Genomic DNA, 19,449 nt, shown 5'->3' with positions numbered 1-19,449 from the left:
GGAGGTAATTTTTTTGCCTTAATTCTGGCCGCTATAGATCATCCTTCAGGTTTAATCGGGCCTTACGGTCTCCTTCTTCCGCCAGGGCCTTTTCCCCGGACTTAACCAGTTTGCGCACCATATTACCGCCGATTTTTCCGGCCTCCCGGGTGGTCAATTCATTGCCGGCGTTTGCCAGATCGTCGTCGAGGCCCAGCTCTTTGGCCGTCTCCCATTTTAGCTTGTCGAGCTGGCGCTCTGTACGTAATTGATCGTTATCCTTTTTGTGCCCCATTTTATCACCCCGGGTTTTATTCTTCCGGAATCGGCCGTATATTATACTTTATTTAGCGTATCCTTCCTTTAACGTTACGTATTTTAGCCACTAATAGCAATATAGCGGGATAGAGCAGATAGGCAGGTAAGAAATAAAATGCAAATACGCGGCTGGCAAATAACATCATTTGGGCAAAATTTTCGTAAAGACTGAGGCTAAAAAAGGCCAGTAGCAGACCCGTCGGCAGCACCAGGGGACGGTAGTCTTTAAGGCCCCAAAGCTGGGCCGTACCTATAACGAAGGCATAATAGACGATGATTAATTTTAATAATATGGTAAAGCTCCAAACGAAGATGATGACCGGCTCCATGCGCTGTAAAAAATCGCCGATGTTGATCATTTGAATGGCAATGAGGCTGGGAAAATTAAGGCGTGTAACCTCGGCGGCGCCGAGGACGATAATGTTTCGAACTAGCACCATGGTGGTAAGCAGGGTGGCCGTGATTATAGCGGCAGCAAAGGGGAGAAAGCTTTTTTTCGGCTCGGTGGTAAAAGGTAAAATGAATAGAAAAAAAGCTGTTTCCCCGAAGGGAAAGGCTAGGGGCGGCACAGCGCCGCGGAGGACGGGCAGCACTCCCCTTTCCATCACAGGTAGAAGGGCTTCCCAGTGAACCAATCCCGGGATGGCTACTGCCATTATGGTGAGGATAAAAATGGCGATAAAAACCAGGGGTATCAAGAGCTCGCTCAAACGGGCCGGTACTTCAATTCCCAGGCGGACGGCGTAAGATGCAAGGCCGGCAAAAACCCCGGCCACTACCACCGTCGGTGTTTGGGGGAGAATCGCCAGTTTATACAATTCAACGACGTTGCGCAGCACCAAGGCTGAAAGGTGCAGGGCGTACCAGAGGAAAATAGCATTGCAGAAGGCAGCGACCCACCTTCCCAGGATCCGCGCGGCATATTGGACGGGGGTTTCCCGCGGGAAACGGCGGGCCAGGGCGCAGTAAATATAAGCCTCTCCCAGACCTATTGTTCCTGCCAGCAGGTATGAGATCCACGCATCTTGCCTGGCCGGTCCGACGGGAACGATTAACGTAGAAGTTCCAATCAGAAACCCTGAAAATAAAACAAAAAGCTGCCAGTGGGAAATCCTGCCCTTTTCCATCATGACCCATCCTCCCCATCTAATATTTCCCACGACCGGTAAGATATGCGGGTGGGTACGGCGGTATATTACCCCTGAACTGGCATCATAATAATTCCAGGTTAGATTAAAACAGGAAGTAAAGAAGGTGCCGGCCCTGTACCCCATGTGGCGCTGGCTGCGCCGCCGGAAAAAGGGGGGTGGTGGGGAAATTTCCCTGCCAAAAGGGAGGCAATCCTCCCAACTCCTCCATCCCCGGCTGGACATCAACATTGCCTATATCAAAGAAGCTTTCGGCCCCAGCGAAGACCTGGTAATCAGGGAGATTGAACTCTACGGCAGGCAAACAGCACTGATATATATTGAAACCCTGGTCGACAGGGATGTGGTCCAGCGGGACATCCTCCGCTCTTTAATCACCCTGCCGGCCGCTACCCTGGTGAAGGATGAGGCGGTACTTTTCCGTTTAATCCGCGCAAAGCTAGCCGTAGGCGATTTAGAGGAAGAGGTTTTAAGGTCTAAGGTCATAAACGGCCTCTTAGACGGCAAAGCGGCGTTATTGGTTGAGGGTTCGACGCGCTGCCTGCTCCTCAGCATTGAGGGGTGGGAAAAAAGGCCGGTGGAAGAACCGGTCAATGAGGTGTCCGTGCGCGGCCCCCGGGAGGGCTTTGCCGAAAACCTCGCCACCAACATTTCCTTAATCAGGCGGCGGTTGCGTACCCCTGACCTCTGTTTTGAAACTCTGAATATCGGACGGCGCACCCATACTAAAATAGCCATCTGCTATTTGGAAGGGCTGGCGTTGCCCGAGATTGTTGAAGAGGTCCGCCGGCGTCTAGAGCGAATTGACATCGACGGCGTTCTGGAAAGCGGTTATCTGGAGGAACTTCTGGAGGAGGCCCCCTTTTCCCCCATGCCCCAGCTGAACCGCACGGAAAGGCCGGACAAACTGGTGGCCGATTTGCTGGAAGGCAAGGTGGCCATCCTGACCGACGGCACCCCCTTCGTCCTGGTCCTTCCCGGGAGTCTTGCGGACCAAATGCAGGCCCCCGACGATTATTATGAACGCTGGCCCCTGAGCATGGGGGTGCGCCTTTTTCGTTATCTGGGCCTGTTGATTTCGCTGCTGCTTCCCTCTTTGTACGTAGCTTTGGTTTCCTTTCACCAGGAAATGATACCTACACCCCTGGCCATATCCATTGCCGCCCAGCGGGAGCCCGTGCCCTATCCGGCCGTGGTGGAAACCTTAATCATGCAGGTCCTTTTTGAAATACTTATCGAGGCCGGCATCAGGCTGCCGCGAGCCATCGGCACGACCATCAGCATCGTCGGCGCCCTGGTCATCGGGGAAGCGGCCGTTCGGGCGGGGCTGATGTCGGCGCCCATGATTATTGTGATTGCCGCCACGGCCATCGCCTCCTTTACCGTACCCACCTTCAGCCTGGGCCAGGCCGTGCGGCTGTTACGCCTGCCCATGATTTTTTTGGCCGGCACCCTGGGTCTGTTGGGCATTTTCGCCGGCCTCATGATAATTTTGATTCACCTGGTGAGCCTGAGAAATTTCGGGCAACCATATTTAACCCCGCTGGCCCCCTTTATATGGGAAGGGCATAAGGACCTCATTGAAAGGGTGCCGTGGTGGGCCATGGTAAGACGCCCCCTTCTTACCGGCCGGCGCAACCTGCGGCGTATGGCTATCGGGCTTAACCCCGCAGTCAACGCCCGGGAAAGAGAACCCGAAGAAGAACTGGAAACTTTTTTAGGGAACGGCAACGTAAAAAACAGCTACAGAAAAGGCAGAAAGCGCAAAGGAAGGCCGAAGAGGTAGATGGGTAAAAGGGGAAAAGGTTTTACAAGGCCATTGGTGCTGGTGGCCGTAGTGGTGGCGATCTGCGCCGGCGGCTGCTGGGATCGGCGGGAGATTAACGAACTGTCTTTTTTTTCCTCTGCCGCCTTTGATTTGGAGGGCCAGGAGCGGGTTTTAACCGTTGAATACATCAAACCATCCCCCGCCGGTGGCGGGGGAGAAGGGGGCGGCAGGGAAACCCTGCCCCAGCGTCAAGCAATTATAGATAGCGAAAAGGGAGCTACTTTTTTAGAGGCCGGTCGCCAAGGAGCCCTGGGCATGCCCCGGCGGGCCTATCTGGCCCATGCGGCCGCCATACTCATCGGGGAGGAAATGGCCAGATACGGCATTAAAGAGGTTCTGGAACACATCGACCGCATCCCGGAATTCCGCCGCACCACCCTTATTTTATTAACCCGCGGCCCCGCCCGGGACGAAGTGATTATGGCCCAGAGCGGCCTGGAAAAAAATTTGGGGAGGGAAATAACCGGGCTTCACAAATGGGTCCAGGTCAGCGGCTACGGTTTTATTCCCAATGTAAACCACGTTTTTTACGACCTGTCGGGGGAGGCGGGGAGTACCGTCCTGCCGGTGCTGGAACTGGCCCCCCAACCCTATCCACCCCTTCTGGGGCGGGGAGGCACTGCCGGCGGTACTGGAGGCGCAACGGCCCCAAAAGCAGAAACGCTGCTGACGGCGCGCCTCAATGGCGCCGGCCTTTTTTACCGTGACAAACTGGTGGCGTGGCTAAACGCCGAGCAGACCCGCGGCTGGTCCTGGGTGCGCAATAAGGTGAAAAATGCCGTCCTGACCCTGAGCGACCAGAATGGTAGTTTGGTATCTTTAAATATAACCGACTCCCGTGCAAAAACAGAAGTAGAATATCGGGATGGCCTAATCCGGGGGAATATTAAGGTTAAGGTGGAAGGTAACCTCCTGGAAGAGCAGGGATACCAGGATTTTACCAAAGAAGAGGCGGTGAAATACCTGGAAGAACAGGCCGCCGCCAGGATAAGGGCGGAAATCACTGAGGCCCTGCGGGCGGCACAGAAGGCGGGTACGGACGTCTTCGGTTTCGCCGGCGCCCTGCACCGCCGCTATCCCAAAGTGTGGCGTCAGGTGGAAAATAACTGGAGGGATGAATTTCAACGCTTGCCTGTAACCATTGAAATTGAAGCAAAGCTGAGGCGGACGGGAATGACGGGCCGGCCCTTAAAGCCCGGCGGGGGCAGTTAAAATAAGGAGTGCGCAAATCCTTTATGGGTAGATTGTTGATTTTGGTAGCCTTATATTTAATTATATTTTTTTTGGAGGTCCCTTCTCTGGTGCGGCGCCAGTCCTGGCGGGAACTTCTGGCCTTCGTGATAATGTCCCTGGCGGCCTTAGGTTTAAGCGTTCCCTGGTCCCTGGGGCATAAAATATTCTTTCCCTCCGAGGCGCTAATCAAGTTTTTTGAACCTTGGGCGCGGCTGCTTCTGGGTCCCCCGGAATAGGAACAAAAAGAGACGGCAATTAAAAATAAATATTCTGAGGTTCCACTTTTATGGTAATATAGATGTTAAAATATGGACGAAAATATCTCCTTGAGGTGGATTCTGAGTGGACCTCAGTACCCTGGACTTGATTATTAAGGAAACAATCGTGGCCATTGAGCGCAGCCAGGCCCAGATTTATGAGATTGCGGAAAATACCAGGTTAGAAGCCGATGCCGTCGGTAGAGAGCTGGCGGCGGTCAGAAACGAGCTGGAGGCGGTAATGGCCGAGGTAGACAAACTGGAAGTGGCGGAAAAAAAGGCGCGTCTGCGTTTGGCCGAGGTCAGCAGGGAATTTAACCGCTATACAGAACAGGACATCAAAGCCGCCTATGATAGAGCCTATAATCTCCAGATTGAACTAATTAAGCTCAGGGAAAAGGAAAAGGTACTCCAATATCGACGCAACCATTTGGAAATAAGCCTGCGCCGTCTGCGGACGACCTTGGAGCGGGCCGAAAAACTCATCTCTCAGGTGGGGGTGGTCCTCGCCTATTTGAATGACGGACTCCATGATTTGAGTTTAAAAATAGATGAACTGCAGGAAACGCAGCAAATGGCCTACAACATCATCCGGGCCCAGGAAGAAGAGCGTAAGCGCGTGGCCCGGGAAATCCACGACGGCCCGGCCCAGTCCATGGCCAACTTGGCCATGCGGGCCGAGTACTGCTTGAAACTTTTGGATAAAGACCCGGCAAAGGTAAGGCAGGAACTTGCAGACCTTCAGAATATGGTTGCAATTAGCCTCCAGGATGTCCGCAAGATTATTTTCGATCTCAGGCCTATGGTTCTCGACGATCTGGGACTGGTGCCTGCATTGAAGCGATTTTTCACCATTTATAATGAAAAGTACGGGTTGGAAATCGAATTTATCTTTTTTGGAAAAGAGCGGCGTTTAGAAAGCACGGTGGAGATAGCCTTATTCCGCATCATCCAAGAGGCTATTAACAACATTAAGAAACACGCCCAGGCGACAAACGCCAAGGTCAAAATGGAAATACAACCGGATAAAGTGATGGTCTCAATAAGCGATAACGGCCGGGGATTTGATCTAAGCTCCGTTCAGGACAGAAAAGACGGCAGGGGATACGGACTTGTCAGCATGCGGGAAAGGGTTCAGCTGTTAAACGGTGAAATGGTAGTCGATACTGCCCCGGGTAAGGGAACCCATATTAGCATTATAATTCCCTTACGACAGCAATAGACCTTTAAAGCACAGTCTAAGATAAAAGCTAATGGATTTTTTGCAACACCGTTTTGTAAAGCATCTTAAAAAAGCTTGCAATATTAGACGTCGTAACTCGCTGGTCAAAAACACGGGCCATTTCAATAAGCTCTGGCTCAAAAAAGTCGGGTATGGCCCGGGCAATGGTTTCGCGAATTGCATTTTCATTAATAGCGTTGCCCATTGCTGCGACGTGTTTACGGACAATCCCTTGCAGGTGTTTCCTGGCCTTCTGGCGTAAGGTTTCGGCTTGTTCCTTCAGAAACTCCGCCATTCGTTTCCTTTCCCCGGCCAGGAGATCTCCTAGAATGACGCGTTTTTAAAATGGCCTGTCAAGGTGAAAGAAATTGACAATTACTATTAAAAATATTATGGTTAGACTAAGATAGAAACGAGGAGGGACATTTTATTTATAATGAAAAGCATACCGGCTAAACGTTTGACAATATACGTTGGCGAAGGTGTTAAGTGGCAGGGCAAGGCCCTTTATCATGCCCTGGTATTAAAATTAAAAGAAGCCGGTTTGATAGGGGTGACTGTTAGCCGGGGCATTGAAGGCTACGGTAAGCGAAATAGCATATATGCCGCTCGAATTTTAGATCTTTCTTACGATTTACCTGTAATCGTCGAGGCAGTTGATACTCCTGAAAAGATTGCTTCGGTCTTACCGCAGGTACAGGCCATGGTATCCCAGGGGTTGATAACGGTGTCTGATGTAGAGATGATTTTACCGGGTTAATTGCATTAGCATTCCACTTAGAGCATGCCCGGCCAGGGCGAAGAGGAGCCCCAAAATGAGTGTGCCTGTTAAATAAGTCAATGCATTTACAATTTCCCCGTCTTCTGCCAAACGGACGACCTCATATGAAAAAGTAGAAAAAGTCGTGTAGGCACCTAAAAAACCTGTGGTTATCGCCAGCAATAAGCCGTTGCCAAATATATGGGCAAATGCCGGTGTGCCTAAAAATAATCCCAACAAGAAAGCTCCGGTCAGGTTAATTATCAGGGTGCCGGTAGGGAAGGTACCCTTGCTTCTTTTTGATAATGCCTGGCCTAAAGTAAAACGAACTATTGCACCTAAAAATCCGCCCAGCCCTATATATAGATAGTGCATTTCGATTTTCGCCTACCTGTTATTTTCCAACTCAGTTTCCTGTCCCTTAAATACCAGTAAAATTGGCATTCTAGCCAGGACTGTTCCTGCCCTCACCGCTATTAATCCCCCAATAGTAGATACCAGCATATACATTATGGCAGAAGTTATTAGGCCCCCGAACAAAAGGTTTATCGTCTCTACGCTAAAGGTGGAAAAGGTCGTAAAGGCGCCTATAAAGCCTGTAGTTAAACCCAATCTTAATTCAGGACTTAAGGTCAAACGTTCCAAGCTGTAGGTAAGGATTAAACCCATGGCAAAACATCCTACGATGTTTATAATTAATGTTCCTAAAGGAAAAGTTGAAGGCCAAAAAGCGGTAATAAAGCGACCAAGCTCAAACCTGGCTATGGCTCCCAGAAAACCGAAAATCCCGATATATATGTAGACCAACTTAAACTCCTCCCCCAGATTAGCAAAACCACAAAAAATCCTACCTCTCAGGCATAAAGATACCCTTCGGGGTAGGAGTCATCACTGCGATAACGCAGATTTAAAGGCGAACTCCATCGCCTAGACGTTATATATTACATAATACTATAGATGAAGGGATACGACAAGAGGTAAAAAATCCAAATGTGCTTGGCCTTGCTTTCCAGGAGAAGATTCCGTCCAAAGTCTGGCCATATATTACAGAACGTAGGGTAATGCCCTTTGGAAGGAAATGCAAAACCAGGATGATTGCCTTCTGCGATACCTTATGATACTATAACATATATGATGGAAAAATATGTTATCAGTAGTATACCGGTTAGGCAGGGTATAGGCAGGACATTATCTACCGGCGGGCGAAGTTTAAAGAAGCCGAAAAGAGGATGGTGACCATGAAAAAGACTATATCCGGTAGGAACGATAAGGCTATCAAAGATTTTTGTGAACTTTTGAAGCAACAGTTGGGGGAAAAATTCTAGCAACTCGCCTGTTTGGTTCGGTGGCCCGGGGTACTGCTACACCCGAGTCGGATATTGATATACTTGTCGTTGTAGAAAACGAGGATAAGCCAACGAGGGAAATAGTAATCGACGCGGCAGTAGAAATTAATTTAAAGTATGACGTGGTAATCTCACCAATAATCATGTCAGCGGCTCGTTATTCAGGTCCACTTTTCCGGGAAACATTATTCTATAAGTCCATCCAGGAAGAGGGGATACCTCTGTGAGTATTTTTGGTAAACGTAAAATAGCCCCCACCTGCCGGAGGCGGTAGGGAAGCTGGTAGCTGGCAGAGTGGGGCGATAACCGGGAACGTTACGAAAATGCGGCTATAGTTCAGGTTATAGCGGGCATCTCCCCATCAGGGCGCCACCTCCTGGAAACCGGTGGGCCCAGAAGTACTGGAACTTGGGTAAAAAAAGTAATTATCGCTTATGACAGGGACCAGAAAACCAACAAAGAAGTGGCCAGGGGTAAAAGAATGCTGGTGGCAGAATTAAAGAAACTGGGTATAACGGTCAGGGACGCTATATGGAGAGCTAGATCGAAAGAGGAAAAGGGATAGATGACGCCCTGGTGGCCGGGCTGGAATGAAAAATAATTTAACGACATGACGAATTTGAAAATACTGGTATGCAGTTGTAGTCATAGTGTATAATAGTGGCAGGGGTGATTACTGACGTGGTCGTTGAGAACAAGAGCAACCCGACAAGCTCCCGAGTTATTCGCCACTACCCAAGCGATGAGGGACAACGCTTATTAGAACGCTGCCGTGATCTTATTCGCGAAGTTGTTCCCGATGCAACAGTAATCCTGTATGGCTCCAGAGCTCGTGGTGATGCCGAACCAGATTCGGACTATGATATACTAATCCTAACGAAAGGACCTGCTAATTGGCACCTGGAAGAGGTGATCCGCGAGAAACTTTACCCGTTGGAGTTAGAGACAGGAGCAGCTTTATCTATAGCGGTTTTTAGCGAACAGGAGTGGAATTCCCCTCTATACCAGGCCATGCCTTTCACCCAGAATGTAAGACGTGAGGGGATAGTTCTGTGAAAGAAGAAATTAAGCAGTTATTCCTATACAGGATGGAACGCGCTAAAGAAGCTATAACTGAGGCGGAATTGCTTTTTTCAGAAGGCCATATACGTACTTCCGTTAACCGGTTATATTATGCCTGTTTCTACGCCGTTTCTGCCATTCTCCTTGCCAAGGGTTACTCGTCAGCCAAACATTCAGGTATCCGTTCGCTTTTCCACCAGATGATCGTAAAACCTGGTTTGGTTAACCCATCGGCCGGAACATTATATAACAGGCTGTTCGATGCCCGCCAGAAAGCTGATTATGCCGACCTGGTTAAATTTGAAGCCGATATTGTTGCTCCCTGGTTTGATGAAGTAAAATCTCTTGTCGATCAGATTGAAATTCTGGTGGTTAAAGAGATACGTAGTCTTGGTTAATTTATCCAGATTTATCATTACCATCATCCGTTCGGATAATGGCCCCCAGTTTGTAAGCCATCTGTTTGAATTGGAATGTGAGCAATGTGATGTTCTACACGAGACAATATCGCCCAAGACACCTAATATGAACGCATATATCGAATCGCACCATTGGCTTCTTGAGGATGAATGCTTGTCGATGGGCGAGTTCAGACCTATGCGGAAACATATCAGGCAGTCATAGAATTCGTTAGCCGTTACAACAACCGCCGGTTGTACTCCAATTTACACTACCTGTCACCGGCCAACTTTTACCGTCGTCATATTATGACTAGTAGAATTATTTCTACAACGTCGCGAATTTTTAACATGAGACCTCACCTTCCCTGGGATTTTGTGTATGGGCGGTTGTCCTAGAAGGACAACCGGTGAGGTTTTTTCTTCTTCGACCCCTTTTTCTCATACTTAAATTTTACACGCTCAAAATCAAATATGACGCCGGAGAAATGGCTTCTAGCGACATTTTTTCTATGGGGACCAAAGTAAAATTAAATGAAGGAGCGTCACGCTACGGCCGGTGCCGGTGCGCTCCTTCCTGAAGACAGGATAAAACGGGGTACCCCGCTTAGTAATACTTTTTCCGCTCCAGATACTCATGGACCAGATTTAATGTTTCGCCGAAGCGCTGGAAATGGACAACTTCCCTTTCGCGCAAGAACTTCAAGGTATCGCTGACATCCGGGTCGTCGGAGAGCTGGATCAGGTATTCGTAGGTAGAACGGGCCTTCTGCTCGGCGGCCATATTCTCATAGAGGTCGGTAACCGGGTCGCCTTTGGACTGGATGTAGGCGGCCGTCCAGGGAGCTCCCTCGGCGTTGACGAAATAGAGGGCGCGGTCGTGATCGGCATAATAGCCGTCCAGGCCGGCTCTTTTTATTTCTTCAAGGGGCGCGTCTTTGATCAGGTTATAGACCAGGGCGGCGACGATCTCCATGTGGGCCAGCTCTTCCGTGCCGATGTCCGTCAAAACTGCTTTGGCCTGGGGTATGGGCATGGTATAGCGCTGGGTGAGGTAGCGCAAAGAAGCGGCCAATTCCCCATCCGGCCCGCCATACTGGGTAATTATAACCTTGGCCAGTCGCGGGTTGGGGCGACTGACGCGGACTGGGTATTCCAATTTTTTTTCATATATCCACATTTATTATCCCTCCGTCTAGAAAGTTCTCTCCCACGGCCAGGGTTCTTCGATCCAACGCCAGGCCTTGGGGCTGGGCGAGCTACCGAAGTTTGTCAACGGACCATATAGACTTTCATACTGTTTTTTGGCGGCAAGCAGTTCTTCGCAGGCGGCATTATAATCGGCTAAAGCCCGGTAATCCTCCGGGTGGGTATCGAGATAAAGATTAAAGTCTATGCAAGTGAACTCTAAAGCCATGATTTTCTTTAAAAGATTGATGCGCTGGATGTCCATCGTTTTCCCCCCATTATTTTTTAAGGTGTTCTATACGGTTGATAGGGCATATAGAGTTCCGGGAAAATCGTTCCTTTGGTAAGTCCTTCTAATGGATCCCAACGATTGGTATAACGCTGCCAGGGTATATATGCCCGGGCTAACTGGTAAGAGAATGATTGTTTCTCGAGAACCTCTTTATCTTGATTGGTGGACATAACAAAACCCCTTCCTATTAATGGTTATTTTTATCTTATGATGGAATGCAAAGTATTGGTTACCAAAAAGGTTCCATTTTACACCTTTCTTTTTGTGCTTTTATATAATTACGGAGACTTATATTTAGGCTTAAAAACAAAGGAGAGCAAAACCTGTGTGTCGAAATTCGTGAATGCGCGTGCATATTGTAAAGGAGGGAACGAAAGATGAGCGAAAACGCCAAATTATGGCTTAAACCCATTTCCAGGCGTAAGTTTTTAGCCTTGGGTGCAGCGGTAGCCGGGGGCGCTGCCGCCCTCACATCCCTGCCTTTAGGAAGAGAGGCGGTGGCAGCCGGTGAAGCTAGCAAAGCGGCTGACGAAAAAATCATTCCTACCAGTTGCGTTCATAACTGCGGCGGCCGCTGCCCTTTGTATGCCCATGTTAAAGACGGTGTGGTGATCTGGTTTTCTCCGGATCAGGAAGGGAGCGACAGCCCTGAATTTCCTCAAGTACGTGCCTGCCTAAGGGGACGTGGATAAATATTGCTTGGGCTTTGATGAAGAACACATGCCTCCCGGCATTCCACCCGGCAATTCTTATAAAAGCTATGTTTTAGGATTGGGTGAAGATAAGACTCCCAAAACACCGGAATGGGCGGAAGCCATTACCGGCGTTCCCAAAGATACTATTATAAAACTCGCCCGTCAGATTGCCGGCATAAAACCCTGTTGCCTCCTTCAAGGGTTGGGATGGCAGCGCCACGCCTACGGCGAGCAGCCCGTACGCGGACTTCCGGTTTTGGCCGCAATGACTGGAAATATAGGCATTAAAGGTGGGGGCCCCGGTTTGCGTAACGGCGGTCACGGGGTAACTGTAGGCTGGATGCCGGCCGGGCAGAATCCGGTAAAAGCCTCCATTCCCTGCTTTATGTGGCCGGAAGCCGTAGAACGCTGGCATGAGTTGACTGCCGCCGACGGCGTCAAGGGAGTAGATAAGTTATCGACGGATATAAAAATGATTTGGAACTACGGTGGCAATACGTTGTTAAATCAACATGCAGATATAAATAAAACTGCCAAAATCCTGGCGGATGAGAAAAAATGCGAGTTTATTTTAGTTCATGATGTCTTTATGACGCCGAGCGCTAAATTTGCCGATATTCTTTTACCTGATGTAACTCATTTTGAACGGGAGGATATTGTTACCTTTTCTTCAGGCATCGGTTATGCCATTTACCATCAAAAAGTTGTTGAGCCCATGTATGAGTGCCGCAGCATCTATGAAGTCTGCAGCGAATTGGCCAGGCGCTTAGGCTTTGGCGATCGTTACACCGAAGGGAAGAGCGAGCAGGACTGGCTGCGGGAAGCCGTGGAAGTAGCCAGGCAGAAGGACCCCAATTTCCCGACCTTTGAAGAGTTTCGTCGTAAGGGGATTTACAAAGTTGCCCCTAAAGAACCAGTTGTGGCCTATGAAAAACAGATAAAAGACCCGGTAAATAACCCCTTCAAAACTCCATCGGGGAAAATCGAGATTTTTTCAACCCAACTGTGGGCCATGAACAAACCCAAGGAAATTCCGGCCATTCCGAAATACATTCCGGCGTGGGAGGGACCCCAGGACCCCTTAAGGGAGAAATATCTGCCCCTACGGCGCGCCCCAGTACAACCCCAAGACGGGTAAGGTAGGCAAATGCGACTTTTGCCGGGATTTACTGGCGAAGGGAGAAGCGCCGGCATGTGTTGCCGCCTGCCCCATGCGGGTGCTGGACTACGGCCCGATAGAAGAGCTCGAGAAAAAATACGGCGGCACCCGGCAGATAAAAGGGATACCCGACCCCAACATCACCAAACCTTCGCTATTAATAACCCCCCACCGGACGGCGGCCGTGGGGAAATAGAGGCAAAAGGAGGAAAACGAAATGGGAAAAGAATGGGCACTGGTGCTATTCACCCTGCTGGCGCAGGCGAGCGTAGGGTTGATGGTCGTGGCCCAGGCCTTAAACGCCAAAGACAGAACCGGGCTTAAAGCAGTGCTGCCGTGGGTAGGCATCCTCATGGCGGCCAGCATGCTCATCTCCCTGGGCCACCTGGGCAGTCCCCTGGGGGCGCCGCGGGCGATACTAAACCTCAAAAGTTCCTGGCTGAGCCGGGAAATCTTCTTTGCCGCCTGGTTTTTCGTACTATGGGCGCTAAACTACGTACTCGAGACGCGGAGCCAGGCAAGTGACGGGATAAAGGCGACGACCGGGTGGCTGGCGAGCCTTTGCGGGGTGGTGGCGGTAGTAAGCATGGCCAACATCTACGTCCACACCATTCTGCCGGCATGGACGACGGCCTACACCCACATCGCCTTTTACAGCACGGCCCTGGTGCTGGGGGCGGTACTCTATGCGGTGCTGACCCACCGGGCGGGGGAGGAAGGACGGTTCAAACAGGCGGCGATGCTGGCGATTATCGGTATAGCCCTGCAGCTGGTGAGCCTGCCGCCGTACCTGGCATATCTAGGGGCGGGGCCGGTAGCCGCCCAGGAGACGGCCCGGCAGCTGACGGGAGCGGCACCGGTGCTGATTTTGAGCCAGGCCCTGGCGGTCATAGGGGGCATTTTCTTCGGCGTCTACGCCCTGAAAGGGGGCGAAAAGGGCGCGGCGGCGGGCCAATGGGTGTACGGGGCCCTGGCCCTCCTCGTCCTGGCCGAACTGGCCGGCCGCTACCTCTTCTATGCCACCGGCGTCAGCATCATGGTGGGCCAGTTATAGCTTGATCCTTAATACGAAAAAGTGGATAATATTTAATGAGAAATATAGAGACGGGCTTTAACGGCCCGTCTCTTTACCACATTAGGAAACGGGGGTGGGGAAACTGGATCTAGAGTCCATCGCCAATTCCCTGGCAGGGCTGGGGCAGGTACGGCTAAAAAGTGATGCCTGCATCAGGGGAAAATCGCCGTGGGCAACATGTAATTACTGCCGGGATGTGTGCCCGGTTGGGGGAATTGAGCTGGCAAAGGGTTACCCGGAAATAAGGGAATGTCAGCGCTGCGGTCTTTGTGCCGTAGCCTGTCCTACGGGCGCCCTGGCCGATCCAGAACGTACCCATTCCTTTTATTTGGCCCGGGGCCAGGAAAGTATTGCCGCCACCGGGCAGGCCTGTTTTACCTGCAGCCGTCAAGCGGAAGAGCAGAAACGTGATGAGTGGATCGCGGCGTCATGTTTGGGAGCCGTTGCCCCGGAAGTTATGGTCGCCCTGGCCGTGAAGGGGCAGGTGGCCTTTTCCTATCATACGGATAGGTGCGCCGCGTGTCCCTGGGGACCTAAAGGCGAAGAGGTTTTTTTGGCTTCCTTTAACTGGGCCAAAAAAACCATTGCCTCTATGGGACTGTCAGAACAGCGCCTTTATAAAGGTTCTACCTTTGCAACACTTTCCTCTAACCGAAAGACTCCAGGTAAGGGCACGGGTTATGCTTATGGTACGGCGGCCATGGGGCGGCGCGAATTTTTTCGCTCCCTGGTGCGTGGGCTCAAGCTTCAGGGAGTAAAGGTTGAGCTGGCAAGTTCTCCATCCGCTCAGTTAGTCAACGTTTCGAGGACCGCCATCTTGCAGAGGGCCGTGATGGAAGCGAGACCCACCGGCGGCTATAGCGCAAACGCCTGTCTTGAACTGGCTTCCCTGGAGATAACCGGCCCCTGCTATTTGTGTAATATTTGCAGCCGTCTGTGCCCAGCAGGAGCCTTGCAGCTAATTGAAGGAGAACTTAAGTTTTACCCTGCCCGCTGCACCCACTGCGGCCTTTGCCAGGCGGTTTGCCCCCACCACAGTCTGACCTGGGGAGAAAACCTCTCCCTGGAGATGGTAGCTACAGAAGGGTGCTGCATCCTGGCCACGGCAACAAAACACAGGTGCAACAAATGCGGGGAGACCTTCCGAGCCAACCTTTGGGCCGAGGAATGCCTGCGCTGCGCTTTAAACCGTCAGCTTCCGGGCCGTGGAGCTGGGAAGGAGGGCGGTTGATGGCGTCCAAATTTTGCCGGCATATATGCCCCCGCAATTGCTACAATACTTGTGGGCTGGTATCCCTAGTAGAGGATAGGAGAATCACAGGGCTATATGGCGATCCCGCCCACGGCTACAGCCGGGGACACCTCTGCCGCTTTGGTTATCGTTATCTCGACTTATTTTATCATCCTGAACGGGTAATTTATCCTTTGCGTCAGGTGCCCCGTGGTTCGGGCAACTGGCGGCGTATATCCTGGGATGAAGCATATGAATTAATTGCCGGCAAAATGCTTGTAGAATAATACAAAAATAAACGGTGAAAATTGTATGGAACCACAAAAATGGTGTAAATTTATGGAACTGGCTGCTGCGGGAGATCAGAAACCTGTGGCCGTCCGGCCATCCTCTGTGACCTGACCTTACGCATCCTGGTCGGCAATATACCTGACCATAATACGCCGGCAATTGGAGATTATTTCATTGTACAACTTCCGGAAAAACCGGTAGAAGACATTTTTTACAGCGGCTCTTTCCGAGAAGAAAGCCGGGAAATACCCTTTCTCATGGTGACCGTAGGAGAAACCGTCCCGTACGGTTATATTTTCCTTTTGGGAGTTGATGCCGACTGGCACTTATACCGGGAGCCGCTGAAAGCTGCTTCCCTGGCGGCAATGATCGAACTGTCGCGGATGGTTATCGCCAGGGAAACGGAGAGGCGTTATCGCAACGAGTTCATCTACGATATATTATACAACAATCTACCGAATAGGGAAGCCATGGTTAACCGGGGACGCCTCTGGGGATGGGATTTAACCCGGCCCCATTTAGTGGTAGTGCTATCCCTGGACCTGGAAGAAAGAGGGCCCGAAGACGAAGCCCTCTGGGAACGATGGCGTCAGGTTGTACAACATCATTTAAAACAGAGGGTATCGCGGGCCATTCTTGCCGACCGCAGCGACCAGTTAATTCTTTTAGTCCCCGTAGCTTCTGGTGAAAAGGGAGTTAGTAAAGGTCAGGTCGCCGGCTTAGTTGACTTCCTGCAGAAAACGACCTCCTCCCATCTTGAGGGAAGGACTTTTTGCGCCGGGGTGGGGCGTTTTTATGAAAATGTGGCCGATCTCTACCGTGCCTATCAGGAAGCCAAGGTGGCCCTGGAGATCACCCGCCTTTTACGCCGACGGGGGACTTTGACCTTTTATGACGAATTGGGGGCCCTGCGTTTGATTTTTAACAATGGGGAACAGGAATTAATGGACTATTACGAGGAAACCTTGGGGGCGATTCAAAAATACGACGACGAACACAACACCAATTTAATGGAAACACTGGCAGCATATTTATATTCCTCCGGTGACTATCAGCGGGCGGCTAATAGCATGTACATTCATGTCAACACCTTGCGCTACCGTTTGAAAAAGATCGAAGAGATACTGGGTCAGGATTTACGGCGTATTGATGTTCTGGTAAATTTATATACGGCCTTCCAGGTTAAGATTATGCTTGAAAAATAAAAAACCACTTTTGCAGAAAGGAGAAACTATGAAAAAGGAATTACTGCTGGAATGGCTTCAGGGACGAGAACTTGTTTATCGATTTTTTGCCAGGATATATCAAGAAGGGCCGGTCATAGAACTTTTATCCGCCCTGAGTGGAGAACCTTTTTTGGAAGAAGTGGCCGCGGGTAGCCAGAACCAGGACATCATAGAAGGGTGTCGGGAAATGCAGGTTGAAATTGCTTCCCGGTCCGGCGACCTTAAAGCCTATCAAGATGAGCTGCGGGAAGATTACCACCGACTTTTTGTTGGCCCCGGCCACTTGGAAGCCCCCCCGTGGGAATCGGTTTACCGTTCTAAGGAGCATCTCCTTTTTGGGGAAGAAACGATGGCGGTAAGGGAATTTTATCGTTCCTTCGGTCTGGAGAGCAAGAACAAAAATAGAGAACCTGAAGATCATATAGGCCTAGAAATGGAATTTATGGCCTATCTTAACCGAGAAGCGGCGGCAAAGGCCGCAGCCGGCGAAGGGTTCGCTGAATTTTTGCAGGGGCAACGGCGTTTTCTAAAGGAACATCTGCAGCAGTGGGTACCGGCCCTGTGCGGTGATATCCAGAGGGCCGCCCGTACCGCATTCTTCCGGGGCCTTGCCGTATTTACCCGAGGATGGCTGGAAGCCGACGGCGTGGAGCTGGAAGTTGTAATCGAAGAAAACGACAACTAGACATAAATATAGCACAACCAATACCGGCAGATGGTATGAATAACCATCTGTCTTTTTTTACGTATAAAGGGGGTTCTCCGCGGTCGATAATATAAGCCGAGGGATAAAAATAGAGGTGAAGGTAATGGCCGACAGTACCAAACAGCCGGGGCCGCCCAAGAAGCCGTTGACCCTAGCGGAACAGGTTATGCAACAAAAGCAGACCTACGACCAGCAGGCCTATCAGCGCCTGGCCAGCAGCGTAAAGCCCAAACCGCGGGTGATAATTAACGCCATAAACGCCTTTTGGGTAGGAGGAACTATTTCCGCCCTGGCCCAGCTCATTACCATTATCTTTACTTCCGCGGGCATGTCGACCCGGGACGCCGCTTCGGCAACGGTAATCGTAATGGTGTTTTTGGGAGCCTTTTTGACGGGTTTAGGGTTGTATGATGAAATCGGTAAGATCGCCGGCGCCGGCTCCATTATTCCCATAACCGGGTTTGCCAACTCTATTGTGGCTCCGGCCATGGAATTTAAGAGGGAAGGCTTTGTCTTCGGGGTGGCGGCGCGGATGTTTAACATCGCCGGGCCGGTACTGGTTTACGGCTTTATAGTTTCCGTATTAATAGGTCTCATTGCCTATTTCGTGAAGTAGGGGTGAAGATATTTGCAGGCACCCAAAAGGGTAGGTCAGCATACCATCCAGTTTGCCAACCCGCCGGTGATTGTGGCTACGGCCTCCATTGTTGGTCCTAAAGAAGGGGAGGGCCCCCTGGGCAATACCTTTGATATGGTTATAGATGATACTTATTTCGGTGAAGAAACTTGGGAAAAAGCCGAGCGGAAAATGCTGGAAGAAGCCGTGAAAATGGTTATTGCCAAGGCCCAGTTAAAACCCCAGGATATTGATTTTCTTTTAGCCGGTGACCTTTTAAACCAGACCATTTCCGCCAATTATGCCGCCCGAAACCTGGGAATACCCTTTCTAGGACTTTATGGCGCCTGTTCCACCATGTATGAAGGGATGGCCTTGGCCGCCATGCTCATTGACGGAGGCTTTGCCCACCATGTTGTGGCCGCCAGCAGCAGCCATTATGATACAGCAGAGCGCCAGTACCGTTTTCCCACCGAGCAGGGCGTGCAGCGTCCGCCCACATCCCAGTGGACGGTTACCGGCGCTGGGGCCGTTTTAATGGCTCCGGCCGGCAATGGTCCCCGGATCACCCATGCCACCATCGGCCGGGTAGTTGATGTGGGTATTAAAGATCCCAATGATATGGGATCGGCCATGGCTCCGGCGGCTGTCGACACCATCGTCCGTCATTTCCAGGACACCGGCCGCGGTCCTGCGGATTACGATCTGATTATTACCGGCGACCTGGGCCGGGTCGGCCATGAGATCGCCACCAAGCTCCTGGGCGAGCAAAGGTACGATGTCTCTAAGAATTACAACGACTGCGGCATTTTGATTTACGATCACGAACGCCAGGACACCCATGCCGGAGGCAGCGGCTGTGCCTGTTCGGCGGTAGTTTTTGCCGGCCATTTAATGGGTAAACTTAATGAAGGCCGCTATAAGCGCATCCTGGGGGTAGGCACCGGGGCCCTGTTAAGTCCGACGGCAACCCAGCAGGGGGAATCCATTCCCGGCATCGGTCATGGCGTGGTGATAGAAAAGCTGTAGGCAAATTTACAAAGCGGAATGGAGGAAAATATATGAGCATCATAATGGCCTTCCTTATAGGGGGGCTAATATGCCTGGTAGGGCAGCTCATTATGGAATTGACGCCATATAATGTGACTCCCGCACATATTTTGGTGGGTTTTGTGACGGGGGGCGCACTTTTAAGCGCCGTGGGTCTTTATGGGCCGCTGGTGAAAATCGGCGGTGCCGGGGCTACCATTCCGATTAGTGGTTTTGGGCATACCCTGGCCCAGGGAACCCTTGAGGCAGTTCAAGCTAAAGGTTTTTTAGGTGCCTTCACCGGAGGCGTTACCGCCGGTGCCGCCGGTATAGCTGCGGCGGTTGTCTTCGGTTTTTGTATGGCCACCCTTTTTAATCCCAAAGGTTGAA

At 51.0% G+C, this 19,449-nt stretch carries 28 protein-coding genes and 1 riboswitch; of the genes, 20 read left to right on the top strand and 8 right to left on the bottom strand.

Going from position 1 to position 19,449, the window contains the following annotated elements; all coding sequences use genetic code 11:
* Positions 1–31: 31 nt before the first annotated feature.
* Positions 32–274, bottom strand: a complete 243-nt coding sequence (locus MHFGQ_RS07620) for an alpha/beta-type small acid-soluble spore protein (protein WP_106004748.1) — start codon at positions 272–274, stop codon at positions 32–34.
* 52 nt (positions 275–326) lie between these two features.
* Entirely contained in the window at positions 327–1,427 is a 1,101-nt protein-coding gene (locus MHFGQ_RS07615; protein ID WP_106004747.1) for a GerAB/ArcD/ProY family transporter, read from the bottom strand.
* A 124-nt stretch (positions 1,428–1,551) separates the two neighbouring features.
* Between MHFGQ_RS07615 and MHFGQ_RS07610 the strand changes: the two genes are divergently transcribed.
* The 4 genes from MHFGQ_RS07610 to MHFGQ_RS07595 all read left to right on the top strand — a co-directional run bounded on the left by MHFGQ_RS07610 (position 1,552) and on the right by MHFGQ_RS07595 (position 5,985).
* The gene (locus MHFGQ_RS07610) at positions 1,552–3,231 is read left to right on the top strand and encodes a spore germination protein (RefSeq protein WP_245907785.1); all 1,680 of its coding nucleotides are present in this window, start codon (positions 1,552–1,554) and stop codon (positions 3,229–3,231) included.
* A complete protein-coding gene (locus MHFGQ_RS07605) occupies positions 3,232–4,485 on the top strand; it encodes a Ger(x)C family spore germination protein (RefSeq protein WP_106004746.1) in 1,254 nt (417 codons plus the stop codon). It abuts the gene before it with no gap.
* Between the two features lie 89 nt (positions 4,486–4,574).
* Entirely contained in the window at positions 4,575–4,742 is a 168-nt protein-coding gene (locus MHFGQ_RS07600; RefSeq protein WP_170066176.1) for a hypothetical protein, read from the top strand.
* A gap of 106 nt (positions 4,743–4,848) precedes the next feature.
* Positions 4,849–5,985 (top strand): sensor histidine kinase, encoded by a 1,137-nt coding sequence (locus tag MHFGQ_RS07595; RefSeq protein ID WP_106004744.1) that lies wholly within the window; start codon positions 4,849–4,851, stop codon positions 5,983–5,985.
* Between the two features lie 28 nt (positions 5,986–6,013).
* Here MHFGQ_RS07595 and MHFGQ_RS07590 read toward each other — a convergent pair whose 3' ends face one another.
* Positions 6,014–6,280: a hypothetical protein gene (locus MHFGQ_RS07590; protein ID WP_106004743.1), complete on the bottom strand. Its 267-nt coding sequence runs from the start codon at positions 6,278–6,280 to the stop codon at positions 6,014–6,016.
* 141 nt (positions 6,281–6,421) lie between these two features.
* On the opposite strand from MHFGQ_RS07590, the gene MHFGQ_RS07585 reads away from it, so the two are divergent.
* Positions 6,422–6,745: a DUF190 domain-containing protein gene (locus MHFGQ_RS07585; RefSeq protein ID WP_106004742.1), complete on the top strand. Its 324-nt coding sequence runs from the start codon at positions 6,422–6,424 to the stop codon at positions 6,743–6,745.
* Here MHFGQ_RS07585 and crcB (MHFGQ_RS07580) read toward each other — a convergent pair.
* Together crcB (MHFGQ_RS07580) and crcB (MHFGQ_RS07575) are read right to left on the bottom strand one after the other, a co-directional pair.
* Entirely contained in the window at positions 6,734–7,120 is a 387-nt protein-coding gene (crcB, locus tag MHFGQ_RS07580) for a fluoride efflux transporter CrcB (protein ID WP_106004741.1), read from the bottom strand. The two genes, MHFGQ_RS07585 and crcB (MHFGQ_RS07580), sit on opposite strands and share 12 nt — an antisense overlap.
* 12 nt (positions 7,121–7,132) lie before the next feature.
* Positions 7,133–7,552: a fluoride efflux transporter CrcB gene (gene crcB / locus MHFGQ_RS07575; RefSeq protein WP_106004740.1), complete on the bottom strand. Its 420-nt coding sequence runs from the start codon at positions 7,550–7,552 to the stop codon at positions 7,133–7,135.
* A gap of 65 nt (positions 7,553–7,617) precedes the next feature.
* A riboswitch (Fluoride riboswitch) is annotated at positions 7,618–7,682 on the bottom strand.
* A 408-nt stretch (positions 7,683–8,090) separates the two neighbouring features.
* On the opposite strand from crcB (MHFGQ_RS07575), the gene MHFGQ_RS07570 reads away from it, so the two are divergent.
* The 4 genes from MHFGQ_RS07570 (at position 8,091) to MHFGQ_RS13970 (ending at position 9,950) form a co-directional block, all read left to right on the top strand.
* Positions 8,091–8,318, top strand: a complete 228-nt coding sequence (locus MHFGQ_RS07570) for a nucleotidyltransferase domain-containing protein (protein WP_211292849.1) — start codon at positions 8,091–8,093, stop codon at positions 8,316–8,318.
* A gap of 433 nt (positions 8,319–8,751) precedes the next feature.
* Positions 8,752–9,147: a nucleotidyltransferase domain-containing protein gene (locus MHFGQ_RS13975; RefSeq protein WP_422879828.1), complete on the top strand. Its 396-nt coding sequence runs from the start codon at positions 8,752–8,754 to the stop codon at positions 9,145–9,147.
* A complete protein-coding gene (locus MHFGQ_RS07565; RefSeq protein ID WP_106004738.1) occupies positions 9,144–9,551 on the top strand; it encodes a HEPN domain-containing protein in 408 nt (135 codons plus the stop codon). Before MHFGQ_RS13975 ends, MHFGQ_RS07565 begins: the two co-directional genes overlap by 4 nt.
* Before the next feature lie 171 nt (positions 9,552–9,722).
* Positions 9,723–9,950, top strand: coding sequence for an IS3 family transposase (locus MHFGQ_RS13970; protein ID WP_146127120.1), 228 nt, complete (start codon positions 9,723–9,725; stop codon positions 9,948–9,950).
* A 208-nt stretch (positions 9,951–10,158) separates the two neighbouring features.
* Here MHFGQ_RS13970 and MHFGQ_RS07560 read toward each other — a convergent pair whose 3' ends face one another.
* Genes MHFGQ_RS07560 through MHFGQ_RS07550 form a run of 3 tightly spaced genes read right to left on the bottom strand, consistent with a single transcriptional unit; the run spans position 10,159 to position 11,201 of the window.
* Positions 10,159–10,731, bottom strand: a complete 573-nt coding sequence (locus tag MHFGQ_RS07560; RefSeq protein WP_106004736.1) for a manganese catalase family protein — start codon at positions 10,729–10,731, stop codon at positions 10,159–10,161.
* Between the two features lie 15 nt (positions 10,732–10,746).
* Positions 10,747–11,004, bottom strand: coding sequence for a spore coat protein CotJB (locus MHFGQ_RS07555; RefSeq protein WP_106004735.1), 258 nt, complete (start codon positions 11,002–11,004; stop codon positions 10,747–10,749).
* Positions 11,005–11,024: 20 nt separating this feature from the next.
* The gene (locus MHFGQ_RS07550) at positions 11,025–11,201 is read right to left on the bottom strand and encodes a spore coat associated protein CotJA (RefSeq protein ID WP_106004734.1); all 177 of its coding nucleotides are present in this window, start codon (positions 11,199–11,201) and stop codon (positions 11,025–11,027) included.
* Between the two features lie 207 nt (positions 11,202–11,408).
* Here MHFGQ_RS07550 and MHFGQ_RS07545 point away from each other — a divergent pair, with 207 nt between their 5' ends.
* From MHFGQ_RS07545 to spoVAE, 11 genes are all read left to right on the top strand, one after another.
* A complete protein-coding gene (locus tag MHFGQ_RS07545; RefSeq protein ID WP_211292848.1) occupies positions 11,409–11,723 on the top strand; it encodes a twin-arginine translocation signal domain-containing protein in 315 nt (104 codons plus the stop codon).
* Positions 11,716–12,864, top strand: a complete 1,149-nt coding sequence (locus MHFGQ_RS07540) for a molybdopterin-dependent oxidoreductase (protein ID WP_211292847.1) — start codon at positions 11,716–11,718, stop codon at positions 12,862–12,864. The genes MHFGQ_RS07545 and MHFGQ_RS07540 overlap by 8 nt, the downstream gene beginning before the upstream one ends.
* Before the next feature lie 73 nt (positions 12,865–12,937).
* Entirely contained in the window at positions 12,938–13,081 is a 144-nt protein-coding gene (locus MHFGQ_RS13965) for a hypothetical protein (RefSeq protein ID WP_245907783.1), read from the top strand.
* 21 nt (positions 13,082–13,102) lie between these two features.
* Positions 13,103–13,939 carry a dimethyl sulfoxide reductase anchor subunit family protein gene (locus MHFGQ_RS07530; RefSeq protein WP_106004732.1) on the top strand — a complete coding sequence of 279 codons (837 nt, stop codon included), beginning with the start codon at positions 13,103–13,105 and terminating at the stop codon, positions 13,937–13,939.
* A 94-nt stretch (positions 13,940–14,033) separates the two neighbouring features.
* Complete coding sequence (locus MHFGQ_RS07525; protein ID WP_106004731.1) at positions 14,034–15,191, top strand: NADH-quinone oxidoreductase subunit I; 1,158 nt, start codon at positions 14,034–14,036, stop codon at positions 15,189–15,191.
* Positions 15,191–15,478 carry a molybdopterin-dependent oxidoreductase gene (locus tag MHFGQ_RS07520; RefSeq protein WP_106004730.1) on the top strand — a complete coding sequence of 96 codons (288 nt, stop codon included), beginning with the start codon at positions 15,191–15,193 and terminating at the stop codon, positions 15,476–15,478. The genes MHFGQ_RS07525 and MHFGQ_RS07520 overlap by 1 nt, the downstream gene beginning before the upstream one ends.
* A gap of 261 nt (positions 15,479–15,739) precedes the next feature.
* Positions 15,740–16,687, top strand: a complete 948-nt coding sequence (locus tag MHFGQ_RS07515; RefSeq protein WP_170066173.1) for a PucR family transcriptional regulator — start codon at positions 15,740–15,742, stop codon at positions 16,685–16,687.
* Between the two features lie 28 nt (positions 16,688–16,715).
* Complete coding sequence (locus MHFGQ_RS07510) at positions 16,716–17,393, top strand: TorD/DmsD family molecular chaperone (protein WP_106004729.1); 678 nt, start codon at positions 16,716–16,718, stop codon at positions 17,391–17,393.
* Between the two features lie 187 nt (positions 17,394–17,580).
* Complete coding sequence (gene spoVAC, locus MHFGQ_RS07505; protein ID WP_170066183.1) at positions 17,581–18,030, top strand: stage V sporulation protein AC; 450 nt, start codon at positions 17,581–17,583, stop codon at positions 18,028–18,030.
* Positions 18,031–18,042: 12 nt separating this feature from the next.
* Positions 18,043–19,059 carry a stage V sporulation protein AD gene (gene spoVAD, locus MHFGQ_RS07500; RefSeq protein ID WP_106004727.1) on the top strand — a complete coding sequence of 339 codons (1,017 nt, stop codon included), beginning with the start codon at positions 18,043–18,045 and terminating at the stop codon, positions 19,057–19,059.
* 32 nt (positions 19,060–19,091) lie between these two features.
* The gene (spoVAE, locus tag MHFGQ_RS07495; RefSeq protein WP_106004726.1) at positions 19,092–19,448 is read left to right on the top strand and encodes a stage V sporulation protein AE; all 357 of its coding nucleotides are present in this window, start codon (positions 19,092–19,094) and stop codon (positions 19,446–19,448) included.
* Position 19,449 lies beyond the last annotated feature (1 nt).

The sequence above is a fragment of the Moorella humiferrea genome, from assembly GCF_039233145.1.
GTDB classification, from domain to species: Bacteria; Bacillota; DSM-521; order Neomoorellales; family Neomoorellaceae; genus Neomoorella; species Neomoorella humiferrea.
The sequence above is the reverse complement of the archived record's forward strand: the minus strand, read 5'-3'. Positions and strand labels throughout refer to the sequence as shown.

Excerpts from the sequence above, each read along its gene's own strand:
- MHFGQ_RS07620 (WP_106004748.1), bottom strand. The coding sequence starts at position 274 with ATGGGGCACAAAAAGGATAACGATCAATTACGTACAGAGCGCCAGCTC.
- MHFGQ_RS07615 (WP_106004747.1), bottom strand. The coding sequence starts at position 1,427 with ATGATGGAAAAGGGCAGGATTTCCCACTGGCAGCTTTTTGTTTTATTT.
- MHFGQ_RS07605 (WP_106004746.1), top strand. The coding sequence starts at position 3,232 with ATGGGTAAAAGGGGAAAAGGTTTTACAAGGCCATTGGTGCTGGTGGCC.
- MHFGQ_RS07590 (WP_106004743.1), bottom strand. The coding sequence starts at position 6,280 with ATGGCGGAGTTTCTGAAGGAACAAGCCGAAACCTTACGCCAGAAGGCC.
- MHFGQ_RS07585 (WP_106004742.1), top strand. The coding sequence starts at position 6,422 with ATGAAAAGCATACCGGCTAAACGTTTGACAATATACGTTGGCGAAGGT.
- crcB (WP_106004741.1), bottom strand. The coding sequence starts at position 7,120 with ATGCACTATCTATATATAGGGCTGGGCGGATTTTTAGGTGCAATAGTT.
- MHFGQ_RS13970 (WP_146127120.1), top strand. The coding sequence starts at position 9,723 with ATGCTTGTCGATGGGCGAGTTCAGACCTATGCGGAAACATATCAGGCA.
- MHFGQ_RS07560 (WP_106004736.1), bottom strand. The coding sequence starts at position 10,731 with ATGTGGATATATGAAAAAAAATTGGAATACCCAGTCCGCGTCAGTCGC.
- MHFGQ_RS07555 (WP_106004735.1), bottom strand. The coding sequence starts at position 11,004 with ATGGACATCCAGCGCATCAATCTTTTAAAGAAAATCATGGCTTTAGAG.
- MHFGQ_RS07550 (WP_106004734.1), bottom strand. The coding sequence starts at position 11,201 with ATGTCCACCAATCAAGATAAAGAGGTTCTCGAGAAACAATCATTCTCT.
- MHFGQ_RS07545 (WP_211292848.1), top strand. The coding sequence starts at position 11,409 with ATGAGCGAAAACGCCAAATTATGGCTTAAACCCATTTCCAGGCGTAAG.
- MHFGQ_RS13965 (WP_245907783.1), top strand. The coding sequence starts at position 12,938 with ATGCGGGTGCTGGACTACGGCCCGATAGAAGAGCTCGAGAAAAAATAC.
- MHFGQ_RS07530 (WP_106004732.1), top strand. The coding sequence starts at position 13,103 with ATGGGAAAAGAATGGGCACTGGTGCTATTCACCCTGCTGGCGCAGGCG.
- MHFGQ_RS07520 (WP_106004730.1), top strand. The coding sequence starts at position 15,191 with ATGGCGTCCAAATTTTGCCGGCATATATGCCCCCGCAATTGCTACAAT.
- MHFGQ_RS07515 (WP_170066173.1), top strand. The coding sequence starts at position 15,740 with ATGGTGACCGTAGGAGAAACCGTCCCGTACGGTTATATTTTCCTTTTG.
- MHFGQ_RS07510 (WP_106004729.1), top strand. The coding sequence starts at position 16,716 with ATGAAAAAGGAATTACTGCTGGAATGGCTTCAGGGACGAGAACTTGTT.
- spoVAC (WP_170066183.1), top strand. The coding sequence starts at position 17,581 with ATGCAACAAAAGCAGACCTACGACCAGCAGGCCTATCAGCGCCTGGCC.
- spoVAE (WP_106004726.1), top strand. The coding sequence starts at position 19,092 with ATGAGCATCATAATGGCCTTCCTTATAGGGGGGCTAATATGCCTGGTA.